This is a genomic window from Streptomyces sp. NPDC060035 (genome assembly GCF_042736635.1).
GTDB lineage: Bacteria > Actinomycetota > Actinomycetes > Streptomycetales > Streptomycetaceae > Streptomyces.
The window spans coordinates 196,983-213,263 of the sequence record NZ_JBHWVO010000006.1; the positions used below are offsets into that span (position 1 = coordinate 196,983).

Below are 16,281 nucleotides of genomic sequence, written 5' to 3' on the forward strand. Positions count from 1 at the left end.
GGATCGCTCTTGTACGCTTCCTCCATGGCTGCCCCTCCGGACATCACCGCATGGCGTCCGCAGGTCGAGGGAATCGACGAGGTCTTTCACGCGCACTTCGCCGACCACGCCTACCCCATGCACACGCACGACGCCTGGACGCTGCTCATCGTCGACGAAGGCGTGGTCCGCTACGACCTGGAGCGCCACGAGCACGGGGCACCCAGCTCGGTGGTGACGCTGCTGCCTCCCCACATCCCGCACAACGGTGGCGCGGCGACCCCTGCAGGATTCCGCAAGCGCGTGATCTACCTCAGCACCGCGCAGATCGAAGCAGACCTCATCGGCAGGGCCGTCGACCGCCCCGTGCTGCACGATCCACCGCTGCGGCGCCGCATCCACCAGCTCCACCGGACGCTCGAGCGGCCCGGTGACGAGCTGGAGGCCCAGAGCCGTCTCGCGCTCGTCTCCGAACGCCTCGCGCAGCATCTGCGCGGACAGCTCGGGGCGCCGCCGTCACCCCACGACCGCCGGATCGCGCACGAGCTCCGCGATCTGCTCGACGCTCGCTTCGTGGAAGGCATGACGCTGCGGGAGGCGGCGGATCGGCTGCACGCCCACCACACCCATCTGGTACGGGCGTTCAGCAAGGAGTTCGCCATGGCTCCGCACCAGTATCTGACGGGGCGCCGCGTGGATCTGGCCCGGCGCCTGCTGCTCGCGGGGATGCCCTCGCCCGACGTGGCCACATCGGTGGGCTTCTACGACCAGTCCCACTTCTCCCGGCACTTCAAGCGCGTGGTCGGCACGAGTCCGGGGCACTACGCACGCACCGTGGCCGGTGTTCCCTACCCGCGCTCCAGCGAGCCACGGACGAACGCCGCCTGACCTGCGTGCTGCAGATCGTCGGCGATGACGCTGACCAGCCGCACGCCGAGGGTCACCGGCGGCGACCAGGACTCGTCCACGACTCGGTCCAGGGCCCGGTCGTCGAGCTCGCGGATGAAGGTCAGACTCCGCTCGTGCACGGCGTCGTAGTAGCCGAGGAGCAGGTCCGCCGAAGCCACCTGCACGGACGCCACCTGCGCGCTGCTGTGGCCGTACCCGGTCGACCCTTTGGCGAGGGGCAGTTCGAAGCGGGAGGCCCAGGCCTCGGAGAACCAGACCTGCTCGGTCCCTGCCGCGTCGGCGACGTGGTCGTCCTGGATGCGGGTGAGGTGCCACACGAGCCAGGCGATCGAATTCGCGTCCTCGTCCAGCCGTGCGTTGAGTTCGCCGGGCGCGAGACCCTCGACCGCGGCGTGCACCGTTTCATGGATGCGCCCGAACGCATCGGCGAGAATGCCTGCACTGTTCATTTGACCACCATGGCCGGTGTGCGTGCGGTGCACAGCCTTCGACACGCGGCCGGAGCGAGTGGGGCTCCTTCACGGGCTCCGCCGGGTGAGCGGGGCGGAATTAGCATGTCCGTATGGCACAGAGCGACGCAGTGCATGTGGATCAGTATCTGGCCGAGCTCGAGCCGGAGCGCCGGGCGGCTCTGGCCCGGCTGCGCGAGCTGTGCCGGGACGAGCTCAAGGGGTTCACCGAAGTGATGGCGTACGGAATGCCTGGCTACGAGCGGAACGGCACCCTCGAGATCGGCTTCGCGAGCCAGAAGCGGTACGTCTCCTTCTATCTGCTGCGCAGCGACGTCCGCGAGGCGTTCGAGACCCGGCTGGCCGGTCAGGACATGGGCAAGGGGTGCCTTCGCTTCCGTACACCGGAGCGCATCGATTTCGATCTCGTACGGGATCTGCTCACGGCCACCGCGGCGTCGCCCGGCCCGGTCTGCTGACGGCGTCCTACTGCCCTCCGTCGACCGTTCGCAGCCATTGCGTCAGCAGGGCGTTGACCTCGGTGGCGCGTTCCTGCTGGACCCAGTGTCCGCACCCCTCAAGGATGTGCGAGGAGACCAGGCCCGGAAGCGTGGTGGGGTATTGCGCGATCGCCTCGGCCATCCAGGTGGTGGAGGCATCCAGGGCTCCGCCGATGAAGAGCGAGGGCTGGGTGAGCCGTGCTCCGTCCCAGGCCGCCAGGTCCTCCCAGTCACGGTCGACGTTCCGGTAGCGATTGAGTGCGCCGGTCAGGCCGGTCCTCTCGAAATCGCCGCTGTACACGTCGAGGTCGGCCTCCGTGAGCCACGACGGCAGCCGATCGGCCGTGAAGCGGTCGCGCAGTTGTGCGCCCGGGGGCACGAAGAAGACGCTGTCCTTGCCGGGCGGTGGCATCGTGTCCGCCGAGAGCGAGGCATAGAACCCGGCGAGCCACCCTCGTACGTCGGGCTCGATCTCCGCCTCGGCGCGGCCGGGTTCCTGAAAGTAGCTGACGTAGAACTCGTCGCCGCCGCCGATGCGGGCGAAGCCGTCGGTCGGCCGTACTCCGCTCCGCGGGGCGTAGGGAACGCTGAGCAGCCCCGCGGCGGTGAACACGTCGGGGCGCAGCAGCGCGCTGTTCGCCGCGATGGGCGAGCCCCAGTCGTGGCCGATGACCGTCGCCGTCTCCTCGCCCAATGCGTGTACGACTCCGACGTTGTCGGCGACATGGGCCGTCATCCGGTAGGCGTCCACGGGCGCGGGGGCCGACGAGCGTCCGTAGCCGCGTACGTCGATGGCGACCGAGCGGAAGCCCGCCGCGGCGATCGCCGGCAGCTGGTGGCGCCAGGAGTACGAAGTCTCCGGGAAGCCGTGGACCAGGAGGACCAGGGGGCCGGTGCCCTGTTCGATCAGATGGATCCGGCCGCCAGGGACGTCCACCAGCCGGTGGACAGCCCCGGGAACGGACCTGGAGGGTTCGGGCGAGGGGGTGGGCTGCGGCATACGTCCTCCTTGGATCCCGGTGTCGTCCTGCGTCACGATCATTCGGCGCAGACGCACAACGGGCAAGGGATCTTGCCGTTCCGGCAAACCTCCCGCAGGCGAGCCTCACAGGAGCAGATGCAGGAGGTGTCGGCAGGCTGCTTCCTCGTCCGGGTGCCGGGCGAGGACCTCGTACGTGCCGCGTTCGTACGCCCCGGTCTCCCACACCCCGTCGGGCGCCCTCCTCAGATACAGGAAGTCCGAAGGTGTGGGAACCGGTTCATGGACGCCCTCGATGCGGTAGTAGCCGTCGGCGACCCCTGCCCCGGCGAGCGCCGCCCGCAGTGCGTGGCGTTCCATGGGGCGGTGGTTACGCGCCCGCGGGGGTGAGATAGGCGTGGTCCAGCAGCCACTTCACGTTCAGCCGCTCCCCCGCGCCCGGGTCGAGGAAGACCGCGTCGAGCTTGATCTGCTGACCGCCGCCGGGCTGTTCGAACCACGGGGCGATGCTGCCCTGCCAGACCCGGAACGGCTTGGCGACCTTGTAGACCCGGTAGTCGCAGGGGACGGCGGCGTCACGGGTGTTGAGGTTCTGCGGAGGCAGCGCTCGCTCGGCGTACGCATCACCGGCCGGCGCGAGGTAGCTGCCGTACTCGGAGCCGAAACGGTCCAGGCGCTGGCCCGGGCGCAGCTTCGCCGGCTGCTTGTCGGTCTCGCCGTTGACTTCGGCGAAGCCGTCGTTGGGCGGGTACTTCCAGCTGCCGGTGTCGGCGGGGCCTTCCCAGTACTTCTTCAAGAACGCGGACGGCGACAGGGATCCCGTCCGCTTGTACCCCTTGAGCAGCGGGCCCACGGGCGCCTGGTCCCTGTTCGGCAGCCACTTGGGCCCCATTCGGGCATCCCCGCGGAATTCGCCGGTGCAGGCTTCATGGCGGACCGTCGTCGACGACGGCCGCTCGTCATGGGGTGCGGCGCTCGCTGCAGGTGCTGACAGCAGTCCTGCGGCGACGCCGACAGTCGCAAGTGCGGTGCGGATACGGTTCATTGAGAGGTCCCCTCGTGTGCCGACGGCCGGCCGTGCGGCCTGACGAAGGGTAACGGTCCGATCGCGCTGCGCGATCACGCCATGCCGTCAGGGCCCCGGACACGACACCAGGATTCGATGCCGGGACCCTGATCCCTCAGCTGCCGGCCGGATCAGGTACGAGCCCGTCGGCCACCAGTCCCGCAAGAACCGCCGCACTCAGGGACTGGACGGCGGACAGCGGACGGACCATCACGGTGAACTCCTGGATCCGGCCCTCCCCGTCGAACTGGAGCAGGTCGATCCCGTGGATCTCCTTGCCGCTCACGGACGCTTTGAAGAGCAGAATCTCCGAAGGGACCTTCAGGTCGTCCGCACTGGTCAGCGCCTCGCCCTCGAAGTGCCCGATGTAGCGGAAGTCCTCGAACGTCCGCAGGAGCACGCCGAAGAGACCGAGCACCATCGCCTTGCCCTCGAAGGGGGTGAACTTCACCGGGCTGAAAAAACGGACGTCCTCGGTGAACAGACCGTCCAGTGCAGCGAGATCACGCTTCTCCACGGCAGCTCTGAAGCGTTCCGTGGTTTCGGCAGCAGTCATGGCCATCTCCCCGATCCTTGGTCAACAATGTGACTGATCACTTTGTTGAGTATGCCGCAGTCGCGTTCGCCGTTGCGGGCGGGGGGTACCTCAGGCGGGCGGGTCGGTGTAGCGCACGGTGACCGTGTCGAAGCCGAGTGAGCCGAGCAGCCCCTGAAGCATGGAGGTGGTGTTCTTCTCTGCTCGCTGGGTGAGTCCGCTCTCCTTGGCCGCTTCGCCGATGTGCTTGGCGGCCAGCTTGTTGACCGCCTGTTCGCTTCCGGGGTTGTCGGAGAAGAAGTCACCGAGCCGGTCGAGGAGCCCGCGCTGTTTGGACACGGCGTAGGAGCGGTCCGGGTCCAGGGCGGGCTTGCCCAGCACCGCGTGCGGCAGCCGGAGTTCGGCCGTGGTGCGGTCCTCGTTGACGACGACCCCGTTCTCGGTGACCTTGCCGAGGTCCACGAAGGCGCCGACGGTGCCCGCGCCCACGTAGAGGGTCCGGGTGCCGCGTACGGCGTCGGGCAGGTACTTGGCGTCCTTTTCCAGATCGACGACGACCTGGAAGTTGCCGGAGGCCGCCTCGTACGCGCTCATGTCCTGGATCGACTTGAGCACCGCGGGGCCCGAGCGGTCCGTGGTCTCCTCGCCGAAGATGTCACCCAGCCCCGGCAGAAGGCTGAGCCGGGTACCCAGGAGCAGCAGGACAATCGCCGCGGCACACAGACCGGCCGCTGTCAGGCATCCCCGCCTGCGGGCGGGGTGGCGGGCGCTGTTGCCGTCGGGATCCCCGGCGCTGTCTGTCCTTACGTCTGTGGACGTCATGCTTTACGTGTGGCCCGGTCCGGCCCTTTCAGTCCACCCGGCTCCGCGACTACGCCAGATCCTGTACGGGGAGTCGACTCATCGCGTGATCATGCCTGTCGGGGAACGGCGCGGGCGACCCTACTGCCGGTGCATGCCGTAGTCGGTACTGCCGTCGTCCTCCGGTGTCGTGAACGATGCCGTGATGCCGCCGATGATCCCGAGGACGAGGAAGAGCACCAGCAGCGCCTTCCCCGCCCCGCTCACGATCAGGGGTCTGGTCAGCGTGCGCGTGTGCCGCTGGCCCACGGAGAGGTCCTCGTCACCGAAGAGGCCCTTGGGGTAGGCCGGGGTGAGCATCAGTGCGTAGGCGATGAAGCGCATCTGGAAGCGCAGGGTCGCCGCTGTCGCTTCCATGAGGGGCCGGGGCATCCGGCCCAGGATCAACGTGATCAGCCACCAGAGGAAGGACAGCACCCACCAGCCGGACATGGCGAGGCTCTGGACGACGGCGGCCGGGATCATCAGGATCAGCCGGAAGAAGACGGCGAGGCGGTTCAGGTCGGTGGGCCGTACCTCGATCTGTACCGGGTAATCCGGCGGCGGGGTCAGGGCGAACGGCGGGTACCGGTCGATCAGCAGCATCTCGGATGCGGCCACCCGCATGCGGTAGCCGAGATATTCGGCGAGGAAGCGGAAGACCGGCTCGGGCAGCCTCCCCAGGAACAGGGCGGCGAACCAGCCGACGATGACGGTGAGCACAGCGGCGATGTGCAGGAAGAACAGCACGATGAAGTGCGGAAGCAGAAGGAGCAGTCGCAGCAGGACGGTGAGCCGGCGCTGGCGCGTCGGCTCGATGACGTCCAGGACGGGCAGGAATTCCTCCGGGTGCCCTGCGGTCCGCCCCGGGCTCCACTGTCCGTCAGCCATGTCGCTTCTCCTCGGCCGGTGATCCGTACGGCTTCGCCACGTACAGCCTGGGTCCCACGCTGGGCTCGTGGCGCCTCCCCGGCAATCGGCCGGGGACCGAACGGGTGCCGACCGGAGCCCTTGTCGTCCTCCCCCTCAGCGACCAGTCTTCGTACGTGAGCCGCACCGCACCCCTTCGGGAAGGGAAAACATCTGTGGACACTGCGTCGCCCCTCCCTCGCCGTACACGTGTCGCCATCGTGGGGGCGGGGCCGGCAGGCCTGCTCCTGGCCCGGCTGCTGCACGGGCACGGCATCGACTGTGTGGTGCTGGAGAGCCGCGACCGTGCCTACGCCGAGCAGCGTCAGCGGGCCGGAATCCTGGAGCAGAGCGCCGTCGACGCCCTGCGTGCGAGCGGGGCGGGCGCACGTCTGGACCGGGAGGGAATCGCGCACGACGGCATCGAGCTGCGTTTCGACGGACGGTCCCATCGCATCGACTTCCCCGCACTGACAGGTGGCAGCCGGGTGTGGGTGTACGCACAGACGGAGGTCGTCAAGGATCTGATCGAACTGCAACTCGCCGACGGGCCACCGCTGTTGTTCGAGGCCGAGGCGGTATCCGTGACAGGTGCGGATACGGACCGGCCGGTGATCAGGTACCGGCACGGGGGCTCCGAGCAGACGCTGGCGTGCGACTACGTGGTCGGCTGCGACGGCTTCCACGGCATGACCCGGCGGTCCCTCCCCGAGGGCGTACTGCAGTCGTACGCCCGGACCTATCCGTACTCCTGGCTGGGCATCCTTGCCGACGCGCCTCCGGTGTACGACGAGTTGATCTATGCGCACTCGGCACGTGGTTTCGCGCTGGCCAGCATGCGCTCGCCTTCCGTGAGCCGGCTGTACCTCCAGGTGCCCAACGGAGCGGATCCTGCCGCCTGGTCCGACGACAGGATCTGGGACGAGCTCGACCTCCGTCTGGCCTCGGCGGGAAGCCGGAAGCTGCAGCGGGGGCCCATCACGGCCAAGTCCGTGCTGCCGATGCGCAGTCAGGTCACCGAGCCCATGAGTCACGGACGGGTGTTCCTCGCCGGGGACGCGGCGCATATCGTGCCCCCCACCGGCGCGAAGGGGCTGAACCTCGCCGCCGCCGATGTCGTCGTGCTCGCCCGTGCGTTCGCCCATCTGGAGGAGACCGGCTCCTGCGAGCCGCTCGACGCCTACTCCGAGACGTGCTTGCGACGGGTGTGGCGGGCCGAGCACTTCTCGTACTTCATGACGACGACCCTCCACACCGATCCGGCACAGAGCGCCTTCGAGACCCGTCTCCAGCTCGCGCAGCTCCACAGGATCGCGAGCTCCCCGCATGCGGCGGCGGAGTTCGCCGAGAACTACACGGGACACTTCCCCGGGTGGGCGTGATCCCGGCCGTCGGCTGTGCGGCCGACGGCCGGGACCTCACGGTGCCGGGTCACTCACTCCAGAAGATCGGCATACGCCCCCAGAGCCAGTGCGATGTCGGCCTGCGCCCAGAACCGGTGGTAGGTGAAGACCGGTGCGGCTCCGCCGTTCAGATAGGCCTGCACCTTGGGCCAGTTCGGGTCGTCCTTGTAGAAGGAGCGGATGGAGAGGAAGGTCGAGTCGTTGTTGACGGTGTCGCCGTTGGGCATGGCGCCCGTCCAGCCACTGGGGACGTACACCGGGTCGTCGAACCGGTTGTAGTCGGCGCGGGTCTCCGGCACCGCCACACCGGCGTCGTCCTGGTAGTGGCCCCACATGCCGTCGAGCAGCGCCTCGGCCGTGGTCTTCGCCTCGGTGTCACCGGACTTGGCGGCGTAGTAGGTCAGGGTCCTGGCGTAGGCACCTGCCACTCCGACGTCATTGGTGTAGTCGGCGACGGTGACATGAAGGCTGTCATTGGCACCGGGACTTGACGCGTTCCAGGTGTCGGGCGCGCCCGACCACTTGAGGGTGGACGGCATGAGGTAGGTGCCGTCCGGGTTGATGGTCGTCTCGGACAGGGCCCAGTCGACCCACTTGTCGAGCACGGCCTTGGCCTGGGCGTCGCCCGACTCGTGGTAGTACTCGGCGACGCGTTCCATCGACCACGCCTGGAAGCCGAACCACTGGTTGGACGGCGGGTCGTGGTAGACGGGCTTCTCGTCGTAGTACATGCCGTAGAAGGTCGGTGTACCGGCCGGCGGCTGAGCGTAACTGCCCTTCCAGCTGTTGGTCGCACCGCCCGCGATGGCGCCCTCGTCGGACTGGAGCCACTGGTAGAAGTCCAGCTGCCGGTCCAGGCTCTTGGCCCAGTCCTGCTGCCCCGTGGCCGACTTGGGCTTGAGGTCGGCCGACGCACTCAGTGCGTAGGCGGCCATGGGGTTCTGGTATCCGCCGTGGGCATGGCTGGAGCCGATACGCCAGGCCCAGCCCGCCGAGGTGTCGGTGGCACCGCCCCAGGCGTAGTACCAGGACATCAGGTAGTGCGCGCTGTCCTTGCCGCTGCCGGCCGGGCAGGTCGTCGGGCCGACGCAGTTGCCGACCTTCTTGAAGTACTTGTCGAACATCGAGTAGCGCAGATAGTCACCCATCTTCGCCGCCTTGCCGACGGTCGCCGCGACCTCGCTCGACTTGCCCTGCTCCTTGGCCCAGACATCGGCCCAGTAGGCGGCCTGCACGGCACGGGCGTCCGCGTCCGGGGCGTTGGTGAACTTCCACTGCTTGGCGTACGAGGCGTCTCCGGTGAACAGGTCCAGATAGCCGTTGTCGCCGCCGTAGGTGAAGTTGTCACAGGTCGGGTGGGTGACGGTCTCCCAGACCGACTCCTGCGGTCCGCGCTGGAAGGTGTTGATGTACGACGGTCCGGTCTCGCTGGGACCGGCCGAGCACTTCCCGGGCGTGTTGCCGTATCCGTAGACGTTGTCGACGTCCTGGATCCAGTGCATGCCGTAGATGTCGTCGGTGCCGTACGCGCTCTTCAGCTCGGCCGCGATCGGGTCCGATCCGGAGGCCGCCGACCCGTCGAGGACCGCCGGGTACTCGTTCGGGGTGTCGTGCTCGGGCGCGTAGGTGGCGGGCTTCGAGGCGTTGTAGAAGGAGTTCGTGGACTGGTCGGCGTGCGTGGGGATCATGTACTTCTCCATGGTGGCCCACGCACCGTTGAACTTCGTCCAGTCCCCGGTCAGTTTCCCGTACATCGCCTGCAGCCAGATCAGATAGCTGTAGGCCTCCGACGTCGTCTCGTGCCCCTGGTCGGGGGCCTCGACGATCAGCGTCTCGACGGAGTGGTAGGGGATGCCCTCCGAGGAGAAGTAGCCGTTCGCCGGGTCGGTGATCTTCCCGTACAGGTCGAGGAAGCGGGCGTCGTACTCCTTCGCCGCTGCCAGCTGGGTGACGGTGACCTCGGCCTTGCCGTGGCCGGCCGCCGTCACGGTGAACGTCGCGGCTCCGGTGCCGGAGGCGTCGGCCGAGACGGTCACCTTCTGGGCCGTGGACCAGTTCGACGGAGTGAAGGTGAGGCTCGCTCCGCTGCTGACGCTCAGCCCGGAGTTGCCTGCGGACCGGGCCACCGTGACGGTGACGTTGGCCGCCGGCTGGGTGGACAACTTCACGTCGAAAGTACCGGACTTGCCCTGCTGGACCCCCAGTTGGGCCGGTGTCGCGACGACGACGGGGCCGGCCGTGACGGTGATGCCCGCCGGGGTCGACTCCGAGGAGGCGCCGAGGCTGTCGTAGGCCCTGGCGTACACGGAGTGGCTGCCGGCCGCGAGCCCCTGGGCGCTGTAGGTGTAGGGGGACGTGGTATCGGTGCCGAGCAGCGTCGTGTTGTCGTAGAACTCGACCTTGCTGATCCCAGCCCCGTCCGCTGCCGCCGCGGTGGCAGCCAGTGGTACGGGATTGCCGGCGGTGAAGACGGCGCCCGCCGCCGGAGAGGTGAGAACAGTGATCGGCGCCTGATGGGCGCCCGCGCAGACCGTGCCGTTGACGGCGAAGGAGGTCGGGGCGGCGTTGGTGCCGCTGTAACTGAACTGTGCGCCCGTCGTGACCGCGGCCCCGGCAGCGATGCCACCGTTCCAGGCGGCGTTCTTGACCGTGACGTTCTTCCCGGACTGGGACCAGGTGCCGTTCCAGCCGTTGGTGAGCTGCTGGTTGCCCGTGTAGGCGTAGGTCAGGGTCCAGCCGTCGATCGCGGCGGAGCCCCGGTTGGTGACGGTGAGTTCGGCACTGAAGCCGGATCCCCAGTCATTGGCCTTGTAGTCGACGCTGCACTGAACGGCTGCGGCCTGGGCCGGGGTGCCGGCAGCGGCGGTCATGCCCAGTGGGAGAGCGAGTGCGGCGACGATTGCCGTCCACAACCGTCTGGATCCGCCTCCGGTTCTGGCGGATCTTCTTGGTAACCATCTGCTTCGTGCGCTTCCCGATGGCATGCGCGGGTTCCTCCTCGCGGCTCGGCAATATGGGGGGCAAGCGGGGTTGAACACAAGCCTTGAACCAGTGGGAGCGCTCCCAGCATGGAGACGAGGAAAAAGGGAGTCAAGAGACTTGAAGAGTCGAATTATTTCGATAGCGAGAGATGAGAACGCGTGTGTTGACCGACACCACTTGACGCTCTAACGTCAAGCCACACCAGTGGGAGCGGTTCCATTCAGTCGACGTGCCGTAGGGGGCACGCCCGATCTGCAAGGAGTCGCTCATGCGACACCCCCCGCACTTATCGCACCTGTACAGGCTGCTCCTCGGAGCAGTGCTCGCCACGGCCGGCACAGTTGCCGCACCCATGGTGACGGCTTCCGGATCCGCCCCTGCGTGCACGGTGGAATACAGCACTGTGAGTCAGTGGGACGGCGGCTTCCAGGGTTCCGTCACGCTCACCGACCTGGGTGCAGCAAGCAGTGGTTGGAGCCTCGGCTTCGACCTGCCCGGGAACCGGACAGTGACTCAGGGCTGGAACGCCCGGTGGTCGCAGTCGGGCAGTGCCGTCACCGCGGCGAGCGAGAGCTGGAACGGAACGCTCGCGAACGGCGCGAGCATCACCGCCGGCTTCCTGGCCTCCGGTGCGGGGTCCGGCTCGACGCCCGGTGCGTTCAGGCTCAACGGCACGCTCTGCAACGCGGATCCCGACCCGGATCCGACCGATCCCACCGATCCGGCCGAACCGCCCACCCCTGCCGGAGAACCTCCCCTACTGACGGTCTCCGGCAACAAGCTCGTCGACGAGAACGGCGCGACCCGCCGCATGCTCGGCGTCAACCGCTCCGGCGGCGAAGTCATGTGCGTGCAGGGCCGTGGCATCTTCGACGGCCCGGTCGACGATGCCTCCATACAGGCGATCGCCGACTGGAACGCCAACACCGTCCGTATCCCTTTGAACGAGGAGTGCTGGCTGGGCCTGGACACCATAGACCCGCGGTATGCGGGCGAGAACTACATCAGCGCCGTGAAGAGCCTGGTCCGACGGGTCAGGGAGCACGGCATGACACCCATGATCGAACTGCACCGGACCTGGGGGCAGTACACCGGAAACTTGGCCGGCTGCTCCGATCTGCACGCCAGTTGCCAGAAGCCGATGCCCAACTCGCAGTACACACCGGACTTCTGGTCCTCTGTCGCCTCGGTCCTCAAGGACGATCCGACCGTGGTGTTCGACCCCTTCGACGAGCCCTACCCCGACCGCGCCACCCCCTCCGTCGAGCAGGCCTGGACCTGCTGGCGGGACGGCGGCAACTGTCCCGGCACCAGTGACGAGGTCGCCGGAATGCAGGACCTCGTCGACGCGGTACGGGAGACCGGCGCCCGGAATCTTGTCCTGGCCGGCGGACTCGCCTACTCCAACGACCTGGGCCAATGGCTCCAGCACCGGCCCCAGGACCCGGCGGGCAATCTCGCCGCCGCACGGCATGTCTACAACGTCAACGTCTGCGCGAACGAGGACTGCTGGAAGTCCACGCTCGCACCGGTCGCCGCCGAAGTCCCCCTCGTCGCAGGCGAGATCGGCGAGAACACCTGCTCCCACGGCTTTGCCGACCGGGTCATGCAGTGGTTCGACGACCGCGGACTCTCCTACCTCGGATGGACCTGGAACGCCTGGGACTGCTCCACGGGTCCGTCCTTGATCAGCGACTACGACGGTACCCCCACCCCGTACGGAATCGGGCTGCGCGATCATCTGCGCGCCCTCGACAGTTGAGGAAACGGAATTCGTATGAGCCGCACGAGCCGCACCACCCTGCACCGATCACGAACGGCACTCATAGCGGCGGGCGCACTCGTCGCCGCAGCTGCCGGCACCGCCGCCGCGGCAGTACCCTTCGGGGCCTCTGCCGCCGCCGCGGCGGGATGCACCGTCGACTACAAGATCCAGAACCAGTGGAACGGCGGACTCACGGCCGCCGTGAGCGTGACCAACACGGGTGACGCCATCTCCACCTGGCAGCTCGAATGGTCCTTCGCCAACGGTGAGCGCGTCAGCCAGGGCTGGAACGCCACCGTGTCGCAGAGCGGCACTGCAGTCACAGCCAAGAACCTCTCCTACAACGGCGCACTCGCCACCGGAGCCTCCACCTCCTTCGGGTTCAACGCCACCGGCAGCGGAAACAGTGTCGTTCCCGCGACCTTCAAGCTGAACGGTGTCACCTGCAACGGTGGCACAACGCCCACCGACCCGCCGGACCCGACGGACCCGCCCACCGATCCGCCCGCGGGCAGCCGTGCCAACAACCCGTACCAGGGCGCCAAGGTCTATGTGAACCCGGAGTGGTCGGCCAACGCCGCCGCCGAACCGGGCGGCAGCCGGATCTCCAACCAGCCGACGGGTGTCTGGCTCGACCGCATCGCCGCCATCGAAGGCGCCAACGGCGGAATGGGCCTGCGTGACCACCTGGACGAAGCCCTCACCCAGAAGGGCTCCGGCGAACTCGTCGTCCAGCTCGTCATCTACAACCTGCCCGGGCGTGACTGCTCGGCTCTCGCCTCCAACGGTGAGCTCGGCCCCACGGAGATCGGCCGTTACAAGACCGAGTACATCGACCCGATCGCGGCCATCCTCGCCGACTCGAAGTACGCGGGCCTGCGCATCGTCACCACCGTCGAGATCGACTCGCTGCCGAACCTTGTCACCAACGCCGGCAGCCGGCCCACCGCCACCCCGGCCTGCGACGTGATGAAGGCCAACGGCAACTACCAGAAGGGCGTCGGCTACGCGCTCAACAAGCTCGGCGACGCGCCCAACGTCTACAACTACATCGACGCGGGGCACCACGGCTGGATCGGCTGGGACGACAACTTCGGCCCGTCCGCCGACCTCTTCAAGGAGGCGGCGACGACCGAGGGTGCGACCGTCAACGACGTGCACGGCTTCATCACCAACACGGCCAACTACGGCGCGACGACGGAGGACCACTTCTCCATCGACGACTCCGTCAACGGCACGTCCGTACGTCAGTCGAAGTGGGTCGACTGGAACCGGTACACGGACGAGCAGTCCTACGCTCAGGCCTTCCGCAACAAGCTGGTCTCGGTCGGCTTCAACTCCGACATCGGCATGCTGATCGACACGTCCCGGAACGGCTGGGGCGGCGCGAACCGGCCGACCGGACCGGGCGCGACCACCAGCGTCGACACCTACGTGAACGGCGGCCGGTACGACCGGCGCATCCACCTGGGGAACTGGTGCAACCAGTCCGGAGCCGGTCTCGGCGAACGGCCGCAGGCGGCGCCCGCGGCGGGCATCGACGCGTACGTCTGGATCAAGCCCCCGGGGGAGTCCGACGGCGCCAGCAAGGAGATCCCGAACAACGAGGGCAAGGGCTTCGACCGGATGTGCGACCCGACCTACACCGGTAACGTCCGCAACGGCAACAACCTGTCCGGGGCGCTGCCCGACGCCCCGCTCTCCGGCAAGTGGTTCTCGGCCCAGTTCCAGGAGCTCATGAAGAACGCCTACCCGGCGCTCTAGGTTCCACGTCGGCCGGCTCCGGGCGCTCCCCCGCCCCGGCCCGGCCGACGGCTCCACAACCGGTCGATGAGGGCGCGTCCGCGGGCAGCCGACGCGGACGCGCTCCGGCGGGAAAGGGCCTTGGCGGACCCGGCCTTGGCGCCGGCCCTGCTCTTGGTACCCGTCTTCGCCCTGGCGCCGGCCGACGTCCTGATGCCGGCCTTGCTCCCCGTACCGCCCCCGGTCCTGGCACCGGCCCTGCTCTTGGCGCCGGTCCGGGCCGCGGTCTTCCTCGTGGGTTTCGTCGTCGCCGTGTCCCTTGCGGGCGGCGCGTCGGAAAGGGCGTGGTAACGGTGGCTGATCCGCCGCCCCACCAGCGCGTAACCGAGCAGCGCGCCGGACGTATTGAGGATCACGTCGTCGATGTCGAAGGCCCGCCCTGCGACGAGCGCCCCCTGCGTGAGTTCGACGACCGCCATGACCAGCACGGTCAGCAGGACCATCCGGATCATCCGCAGCCGGCGTGGCACCAGAATCGGCAGCAGAACACCGAACGGCGCACCGAGCAGCAGGTTGCCTCCCGCCTGCTTGCAGGCGGCCAGGAAGGTGTAGTCCTGCGCGTACTGCCGCAGTGACCGACCCGGCTGCAGGTTCGATGTCACGATGCCCTCGGACGCCGGTGACGGCGTCAGCGTCACCTGGGCCAGCACGACGGAGAACGCCACAAGGCTCAAAAACGCCACGGCGAGCACCAGCACGCGCAGCGCAAGACGGCCCCAGCTTCTGTGTTGTGCACTACTATCCGCCTCTGCAGTCATGGCGGAACGGATGCCCCCATCCCTGGCCGCCACACCCGGAACCGGGTGCGACGATGTACGCATGAGCGCACCGGACAAGAACGAGCTCCTGGCGCAGGCCGCGCGGCTGCGCGAACAAGGCCACCCCGAGCAGGCCAGGGAACGCCTGCTCTCCCTCACCGCCGCCTACCCCGATGCCGCGGACGTGGCCTACCACACCGCCTGGGTCCACGATGTGCTCGGCCTGGAGGCCGAGGCCGTTCCGTACTACGAGCGCTGCCTCCAGGGTGACGGTCTCCGTGAGGAGGACCGCCGGGGAGCACTGCTCGGGCTCGGCAGCACCTACCGGGTGCTGGGCAGGTTCGGGCAGGCCGTCGAGACGCTGCGCCGCGGCGTGTCGGAATTCCCGGACGACGGCGCGCTCCGGACGTTTCTCTCCATGGCGCTCTTCAACACCGGCGAGCACCACGAAGCCATGCAGATTCTGCTGCGCCTCGTCGCGGAGACGAGTGACAGCCCCCGCGTGCAGAGGTACCGACCCGCCATCGAGCACTACGCGACGGATCTCAACGAGACCATGTGAGCCCGTCCCGCGCGGCCGGCTGCCCGATCGAAGTGTCAGGGCGCAAAAAGGAGCCCCGACCGGATCGGGGGAATCCAGCCGGGGCGGCTTGTGTGCGGGTGTGAAGCTCAGTCGCTCTCGGGCGGGCGCCGCCGCTCGGTCCCACGTATAGATGAACGATAAACCACCCGAGGTTGTTCCCGGGAACCGGTACCCGTGCGTGTGATCCACACCATGCTCACCAGGCACGACGTCAGTTCCCGGTGACTCCGGCGGTGCCGTAGCGGCGCCGGAACTGCTCAATGCGACCGGCCGTGTCCAGCACCCGGTGCGTGCCGGTGTAGAACGGGTGACTGACCGACGAGGTCTCCACGTCGATGACCGGATACGTGTTGCCGTCCTCCCACTCCACGCGCCGCTCGGAATCCGCGGTCGAGCGCGTCAGGAAGGCCGTTCCGGCGGCAAGGTCGCGGAAGACCACGGGACGGGAGGCGGGATGAATGCTGGACTTCATGTGCGTTCCTTCCTCAGGGGTGGCGAGGGTCCTACGGGGCGGCGGGTGCGGTCAGCGAACCTCTCGGAAGAGGACGTGCGCTCCTGCGGCCGGGTCGTACTTGCGCAGCTCGAGCCGGTCGGGGCTGTTGCGGCGATTCTTGCGCGTCACATAGCTGTGGCCGGTTCCGGCTGTGGACCGGAGGGTGACGACGGGCCTGGCCTCACTGCGTGCCATGGGCACCTCCAGACGAGAACACCGACCCCTTCCCCATAATGGGAATGGGTATCGTTTTCGATCTGATGGGGTAACGCGGAAGGGTCCACCGGCATTCCCGGGTATGCCTGTCCCACGCGGACCGATGAGGATC

At 68.1% G+C, this 16,281-nt stretch carries 17 protein-coding genes; 6 read left to right on the forward strand and 11 right to left on the reverse strand.

What is annotated here, in order from left to right; all coding sequences use genetic code 11:
* Nucleotides 1–24 precede the first annotated feature (24 nt).
* Nucleotides 25–867: an AraC family ligand binding domain-containing protein gene (locus tag ACFWBQ_RS12240; protein WP_385486850.1), complete on the forward strand. Its 843-nt coding sequence runs from the start codon at nucleotides 25–27 to the stop codon at nucleotides 865–867.
* Here the strand turns inward: ACFWBQ_RS12240 and ACFWBQ_RS12245 are convergent.
* The gene (locus ACFWBQ_RS12245; protein ID WP_385486852.1) at nucleotides 828–1,337 is read right to left on the reverse strand and encodes a DUF664 domain-containing protein; all 510 of its coding nucleotides are present in this window, start codon (nucleotides 1,335–1,337) and stop codon (nucleotides 828–830) included. The genes ACFWBQ_RS12240 and ACFWBQ_RS12245 overlap by 40 nt on opposite strands.
* 113 nt (nucleotides 1,338–1,450) lie before the next feature.
* Between ACFWBQ_RS12245 and ACFWBQ_RS12250 the strand changes: the two genes are divergently transcribed.
* Entirely contained in the window at nucleotides 1,451–1,816 is a 366-nt protein-coding gene (locus tag ACFWBQ_RS12250; RefSeq protein WP_385486854.1) for an iron chaperone, read from the forward strand.
* A gap of 7 nt (nucleotides 1,817–1,823) precedes the next feature.
* Here ACFWBQ_RS12250 and ACFWBQ_RS12255 read toward each other — a convergent pair whose 3' ends face one another.
* The 6 genes from ACFWBQ_RS12255 to ACFWBQ_RS12280 all read right to left on the reverse strand — a co-directional run bounded on the left by ACFWBQ_RS12255 (nucleotide 1,824) and on the right by ACFWBQ_RS12280 (nucleotide 6,148).
* Complete coding sequence (locus tag ACFWBQ_RS12255; protein ID WP_385486856.1) at nucleotides 1,824–2,837, reverse strand: alpha/beta fold hydrolase; 1,014 nt, start codon at nucleotides 2,835–2,837, stop codon at nucleotides 1,824–1,826.
* A gap of 105 nt (nucleotides 2,838–2,942) precedes the next feature.
* The gene (locus ACFWBQ_RS12260; RefSeq protein ID WP_385486858.1) at nucleotides 2,943–3,176 is read right to left on the reverse strand and encodes a hypothetical protein; all 234 of its coding nucleotides are present in this window, start codon (nucleotides 3,174–3,176) and stop codon (nucleotides 2,943–2,945) included.
* 10 nt (nucleotides 3,177–3,186) lie between these two features.
* Nucleotides 3,187–3,861, reverse strand: coding sequence for a TNT domain-containing protein (locus tag ACFWBQ_RS12265; protein WP_385486860.1), 675 nt, complete (start codon nucleotides 3,859–3,861; stop codon nucleotides 3,187–3,189).
* A 136-nt stretch (nucleotides 3,862–3,997) separates the two neighbouring features.
* The gene (locus tag ACFWBQ_RS12270; protein WP_385486862.1) at nucleotides 3,998–4,438 is read right to left on the reverse strand and encodes a nuclear transport factor 2 family protein; all 441 of its coding nucleotides are present in this window, start codon (nucleotides 4,436–4,438) and stop codon (nucleotides 3,998–4,000) included.
* Nucleotides 4,439–4,528: 90 nt separating this feature from the next.
* Nucleotides 4,529–5,239, reverse strand: coding sequence for a DUF4230 domain-containing protein (locus tag ACFWBQ_RS12275; protein WP_385486864.1), 711 nt, complete (start codon nucleotides 5,237–5,239; stop codon nucleotides 4,529–4,531).
* A 120-nt stretch (nucleotides 5,240–5,359) separates the two neighbouring features.
* Nucleotides 5,360–6,148 (reverse strand): DUF4389 domain-containing protein, encoded by a 789-nt coding sequence (locus ACFWBQ_RS12280; RefSeq protein ID WP_385486866.1) that lies wholly within the window; start codon nucleotides 6,146–6,148, stop codon nucleotides 5,360–5,362.
* A 194-nt stretch (nucleotides 6,149–6,342) separates the two neighbouring features.
* Between ACFWBQ_RS12280 and ACFWBQ_RS12285 the strand changes: the two genes are divergently transcribed.
* Nucleotides 6,343–7,548, forward strand: coding sequence for a 4-hydroxybenzoate 3-monooxygenase (locus ACFWBQ_RS12285; protein ID WP_385486867.1), 1,206 nt, complete (start codon nucleotides 6,343–6,345; stop codon nucleotides 7,546–7,548).
* Between the two features lie 53 nt (nucleotides 7,549–7,601).
* Here ACFWBQ_RS12285 and ACFWBQ_RS12290 read toward each other — a convergent pair whose 3' ends face one another.
* Nucleotides 7,602–10,439: a glycoside hydrolase family 48 protein gene (locus ACFWBQ_RS12290; RefSeq protein WP_385486869.1), complete on the reverse strand. Its 2,838-nt coding sequence runs from the start codon at nucleotides 10,437–10,439 to the stop codon at nucleotides 7,602–7,604.
* 380 nt (nucleotides 10,440–10,819) lie between these two features.
* On the opposite strand from ACFWBQ_RS12290, the gene ACFWBQ_RS12295 reads away from it, so the two are divergent.
* Both ACFWBQ_RS12295 and ACFWBQ_RS12300 read left to right on the forward strand, forming a co-directional pair.
* Nucleotides 10,820–12,313, forward strand: a complete 1,494-nt coding sequence (locus ACFWBQ_RS12295) for a cellulase family glycosylhydrolase (protein WP_385486871.1) — start codon at nucleotides 10,820–10,822, stop codon at nucleotides 12,311–12,313.
* 15 nt (nucleotides 12,314–12,328) lie between these two features.
* Nucleotides 12,329–14,080, forward strand: a complete 1,752-nt coding sequence (locus ACFWBQ_RS12300) for a glycoside hydrolase family 6 protein (protein ID WP_385486873.1) — start codon at nucleotides 12,329–12,331, stop codon at nucleotides 14,078–14,080.
* On the opposite strand, the gene ACFWBQ_RS12305 is transcribed toward ACFWBQ_RS12300, so the two are convergent.
* Complete coding sequence (locus ACFWBQ_RS12305) at nucleotides 14,077–14,877, reverse strand: VanZ family protein (RefSeq protein WP_385486875.1); 801 nt, start codon at nucleotides 14,875–14,877, stop codon at nucleotides 14,077–14,079. The genes ACFWBQ_RS12300 and ACFWBQ_RS12305 overlap by 4 nt on opposite strands.
* A 61-nt stretch (nucleotides 14,878–14,938) precedes the next feature.
* Between ACFWBQ_RS12305 and ACFWBQ_RS12310 the strand changes: the two genes are divergently transcribed.
* Nucleotides 14,939–15,439 (forward strand): tetratricopeptide repeat protein, encoded by a 501-nt coding sequence (locus tag ACFWBQ_RS12310; RefSeq protein ID WP_385486877.1) that lies wholly within the window; start codon nucleotides 14,939–14,941, stop codon nucleotides 15,437–15,439.
* Nucleotides 15,440–15,671: 232 nt separating this feature from the next.
* Here ACFWBQ_RS12310 and ACFWBQ_RS12315 read toward each other — a convergent pair whose 3' ends face one another.
* A complete protein-coding gene (locus ACFWBQ_RS12315; RefSeq protein ID WP_385486879.1) occupies nucleotides 15,672–15,932 on the reverse strand; it encodes a type B 50S ribosomal protein L31 in 261 nt (86 codons plus the stop codon).
* A gap of 51 nt (nucleotides 15,933–15,983) precedes the next feature.
* Complete coding sequence (gene rpmG, locus ACFWBQ_RS12320; protein ID WP_385486881.1) at nucleotides 15,984–16,148, reverse strand: 50S ribosomal protein L33; 165 nt, start codon at nucleotides 16,146–16,148, stop codon at nucleotides 15,984–15,986.
* Nucleotides 16,149–16,281 lie beyond the last annotated feature (133 nt).

Bases quoted from the DNA above. Each gene is read 5' to 3' on its own strand.
- ACFWBQ_RS12240 (WP_385486850.1), top strand. From the start codon at position 25: ATGGCTGCCCCTCCGGACATCACCGCATGGCGTCCGCAGGTCGAGGGA.
- ACFWBQ_RS12245 (WP_385486852.1), bottom strand. From the start codon at position 1,337: ATGAACAGTGCAGGCATTCTCGCCGATGCGTTCGGGCGCATCCATGAA.
- ACFWBQ_RS12250 (WP_385486854.1), top strand. From the start codon at position 1,451: ATGGCACAGAGCGACGCAGTGCATGTGGATCAGTATCTGGCCGAGCTC.
- ACFWBQ_RS12255 (WP_385486856.1), bottom strand. From the start codon at position 2,837: ATGCCGCAGCCCACCCCCTCGCCCGAACCCTCCAGGTCCGTTCCCGGG.
- ACFWBQ_RS12260 (WP_385486858.1), bottom strand. From the start codon at position 3,176: ATGGAACGCCACGCACTGCGGGCGGCGCTCGCCGGGGCAGGGGTCGCC.
- ACFWBQ_RS12265 (WP_385486860.1), bottom strand. From the start codon at position 3,861: ATGAACCGTATCCGCACCGCACTTGCGACTGTCGGCGTCGCCGCAGGA.
- ACFWBQ_RS12270 (WP_385486862.1), bottom strand. From the start codon at position 4,438: ATGACTGCTGCCGAAACCACGGAACGCTTCAGAGCTGCCGTGGAGAAG.
- ACFWBQ_RS12275 (WP_385486864.1), bottom strand. From the start codon at position 5,239: ATGACGTCCACAGACGTAAGGACAGACAGCGCCGGGGATCCCGACGGC.
- ACFWBQ_RS12280 (WP_385486866.1), bottom strand. From the start codon at position 6,148: ATGGCTGACGGACAGTGGAGCCCGGGGCGGACCGCAGGGCACCCGGAG.
- ACFWBQ_RS12290 (WP_385486869.1), bottom strand. From the start codon at position 10,439: ATGACCGCCGCTGCCGGCACCCCGGCCCAGGCCGCAGCCGTTCAGTGC.
- ACFWBQ_RS12295 (WP_385486871.1), top strand. From the start codon at position 10,820: ATGCGACACCCCCCGCACTTATCGCACCTGTACAGGCTGCTCCTCGGA.
- ACFWBQ_RS12300 (WP_385486873.1), top strand. From the start codon at position 12,329: ATGAGCCGCACGAGCCGCACCACCCTGCACCGATCACGAACGGCACTC.
- ACFWBQ_RS12305 (WP_385486875.1), bottom strand. From the start codon at position 14,877: ATGACTGCAGAGGCGGATAGTAGTGCACAACACAGAAGCTGGGGCCGT.
- ACFWBQ_RS12310 (WP_385486877.1), top strand. From the start codon at position 14,939: ATGAGCGCACCGGACAAGAACGAGCTCCTGGCGCAGGCCGCGCGGCTG.
- ACFWBQ_RS12315 (WP_385486879.1), bottom strand. From the start codon at position 15,932: ATGAAGTCCAGCATTCATCCCGCCTCCCGTCCCGTGGTCTTCCGCGAC.
- rpmG (WP_385486881.1), bottom strand. From the start codon at position 16,148: ATGGCACGCAGTGAGGCCAGGCCCGTCGTCACCCTCCGGTCCACAGCC.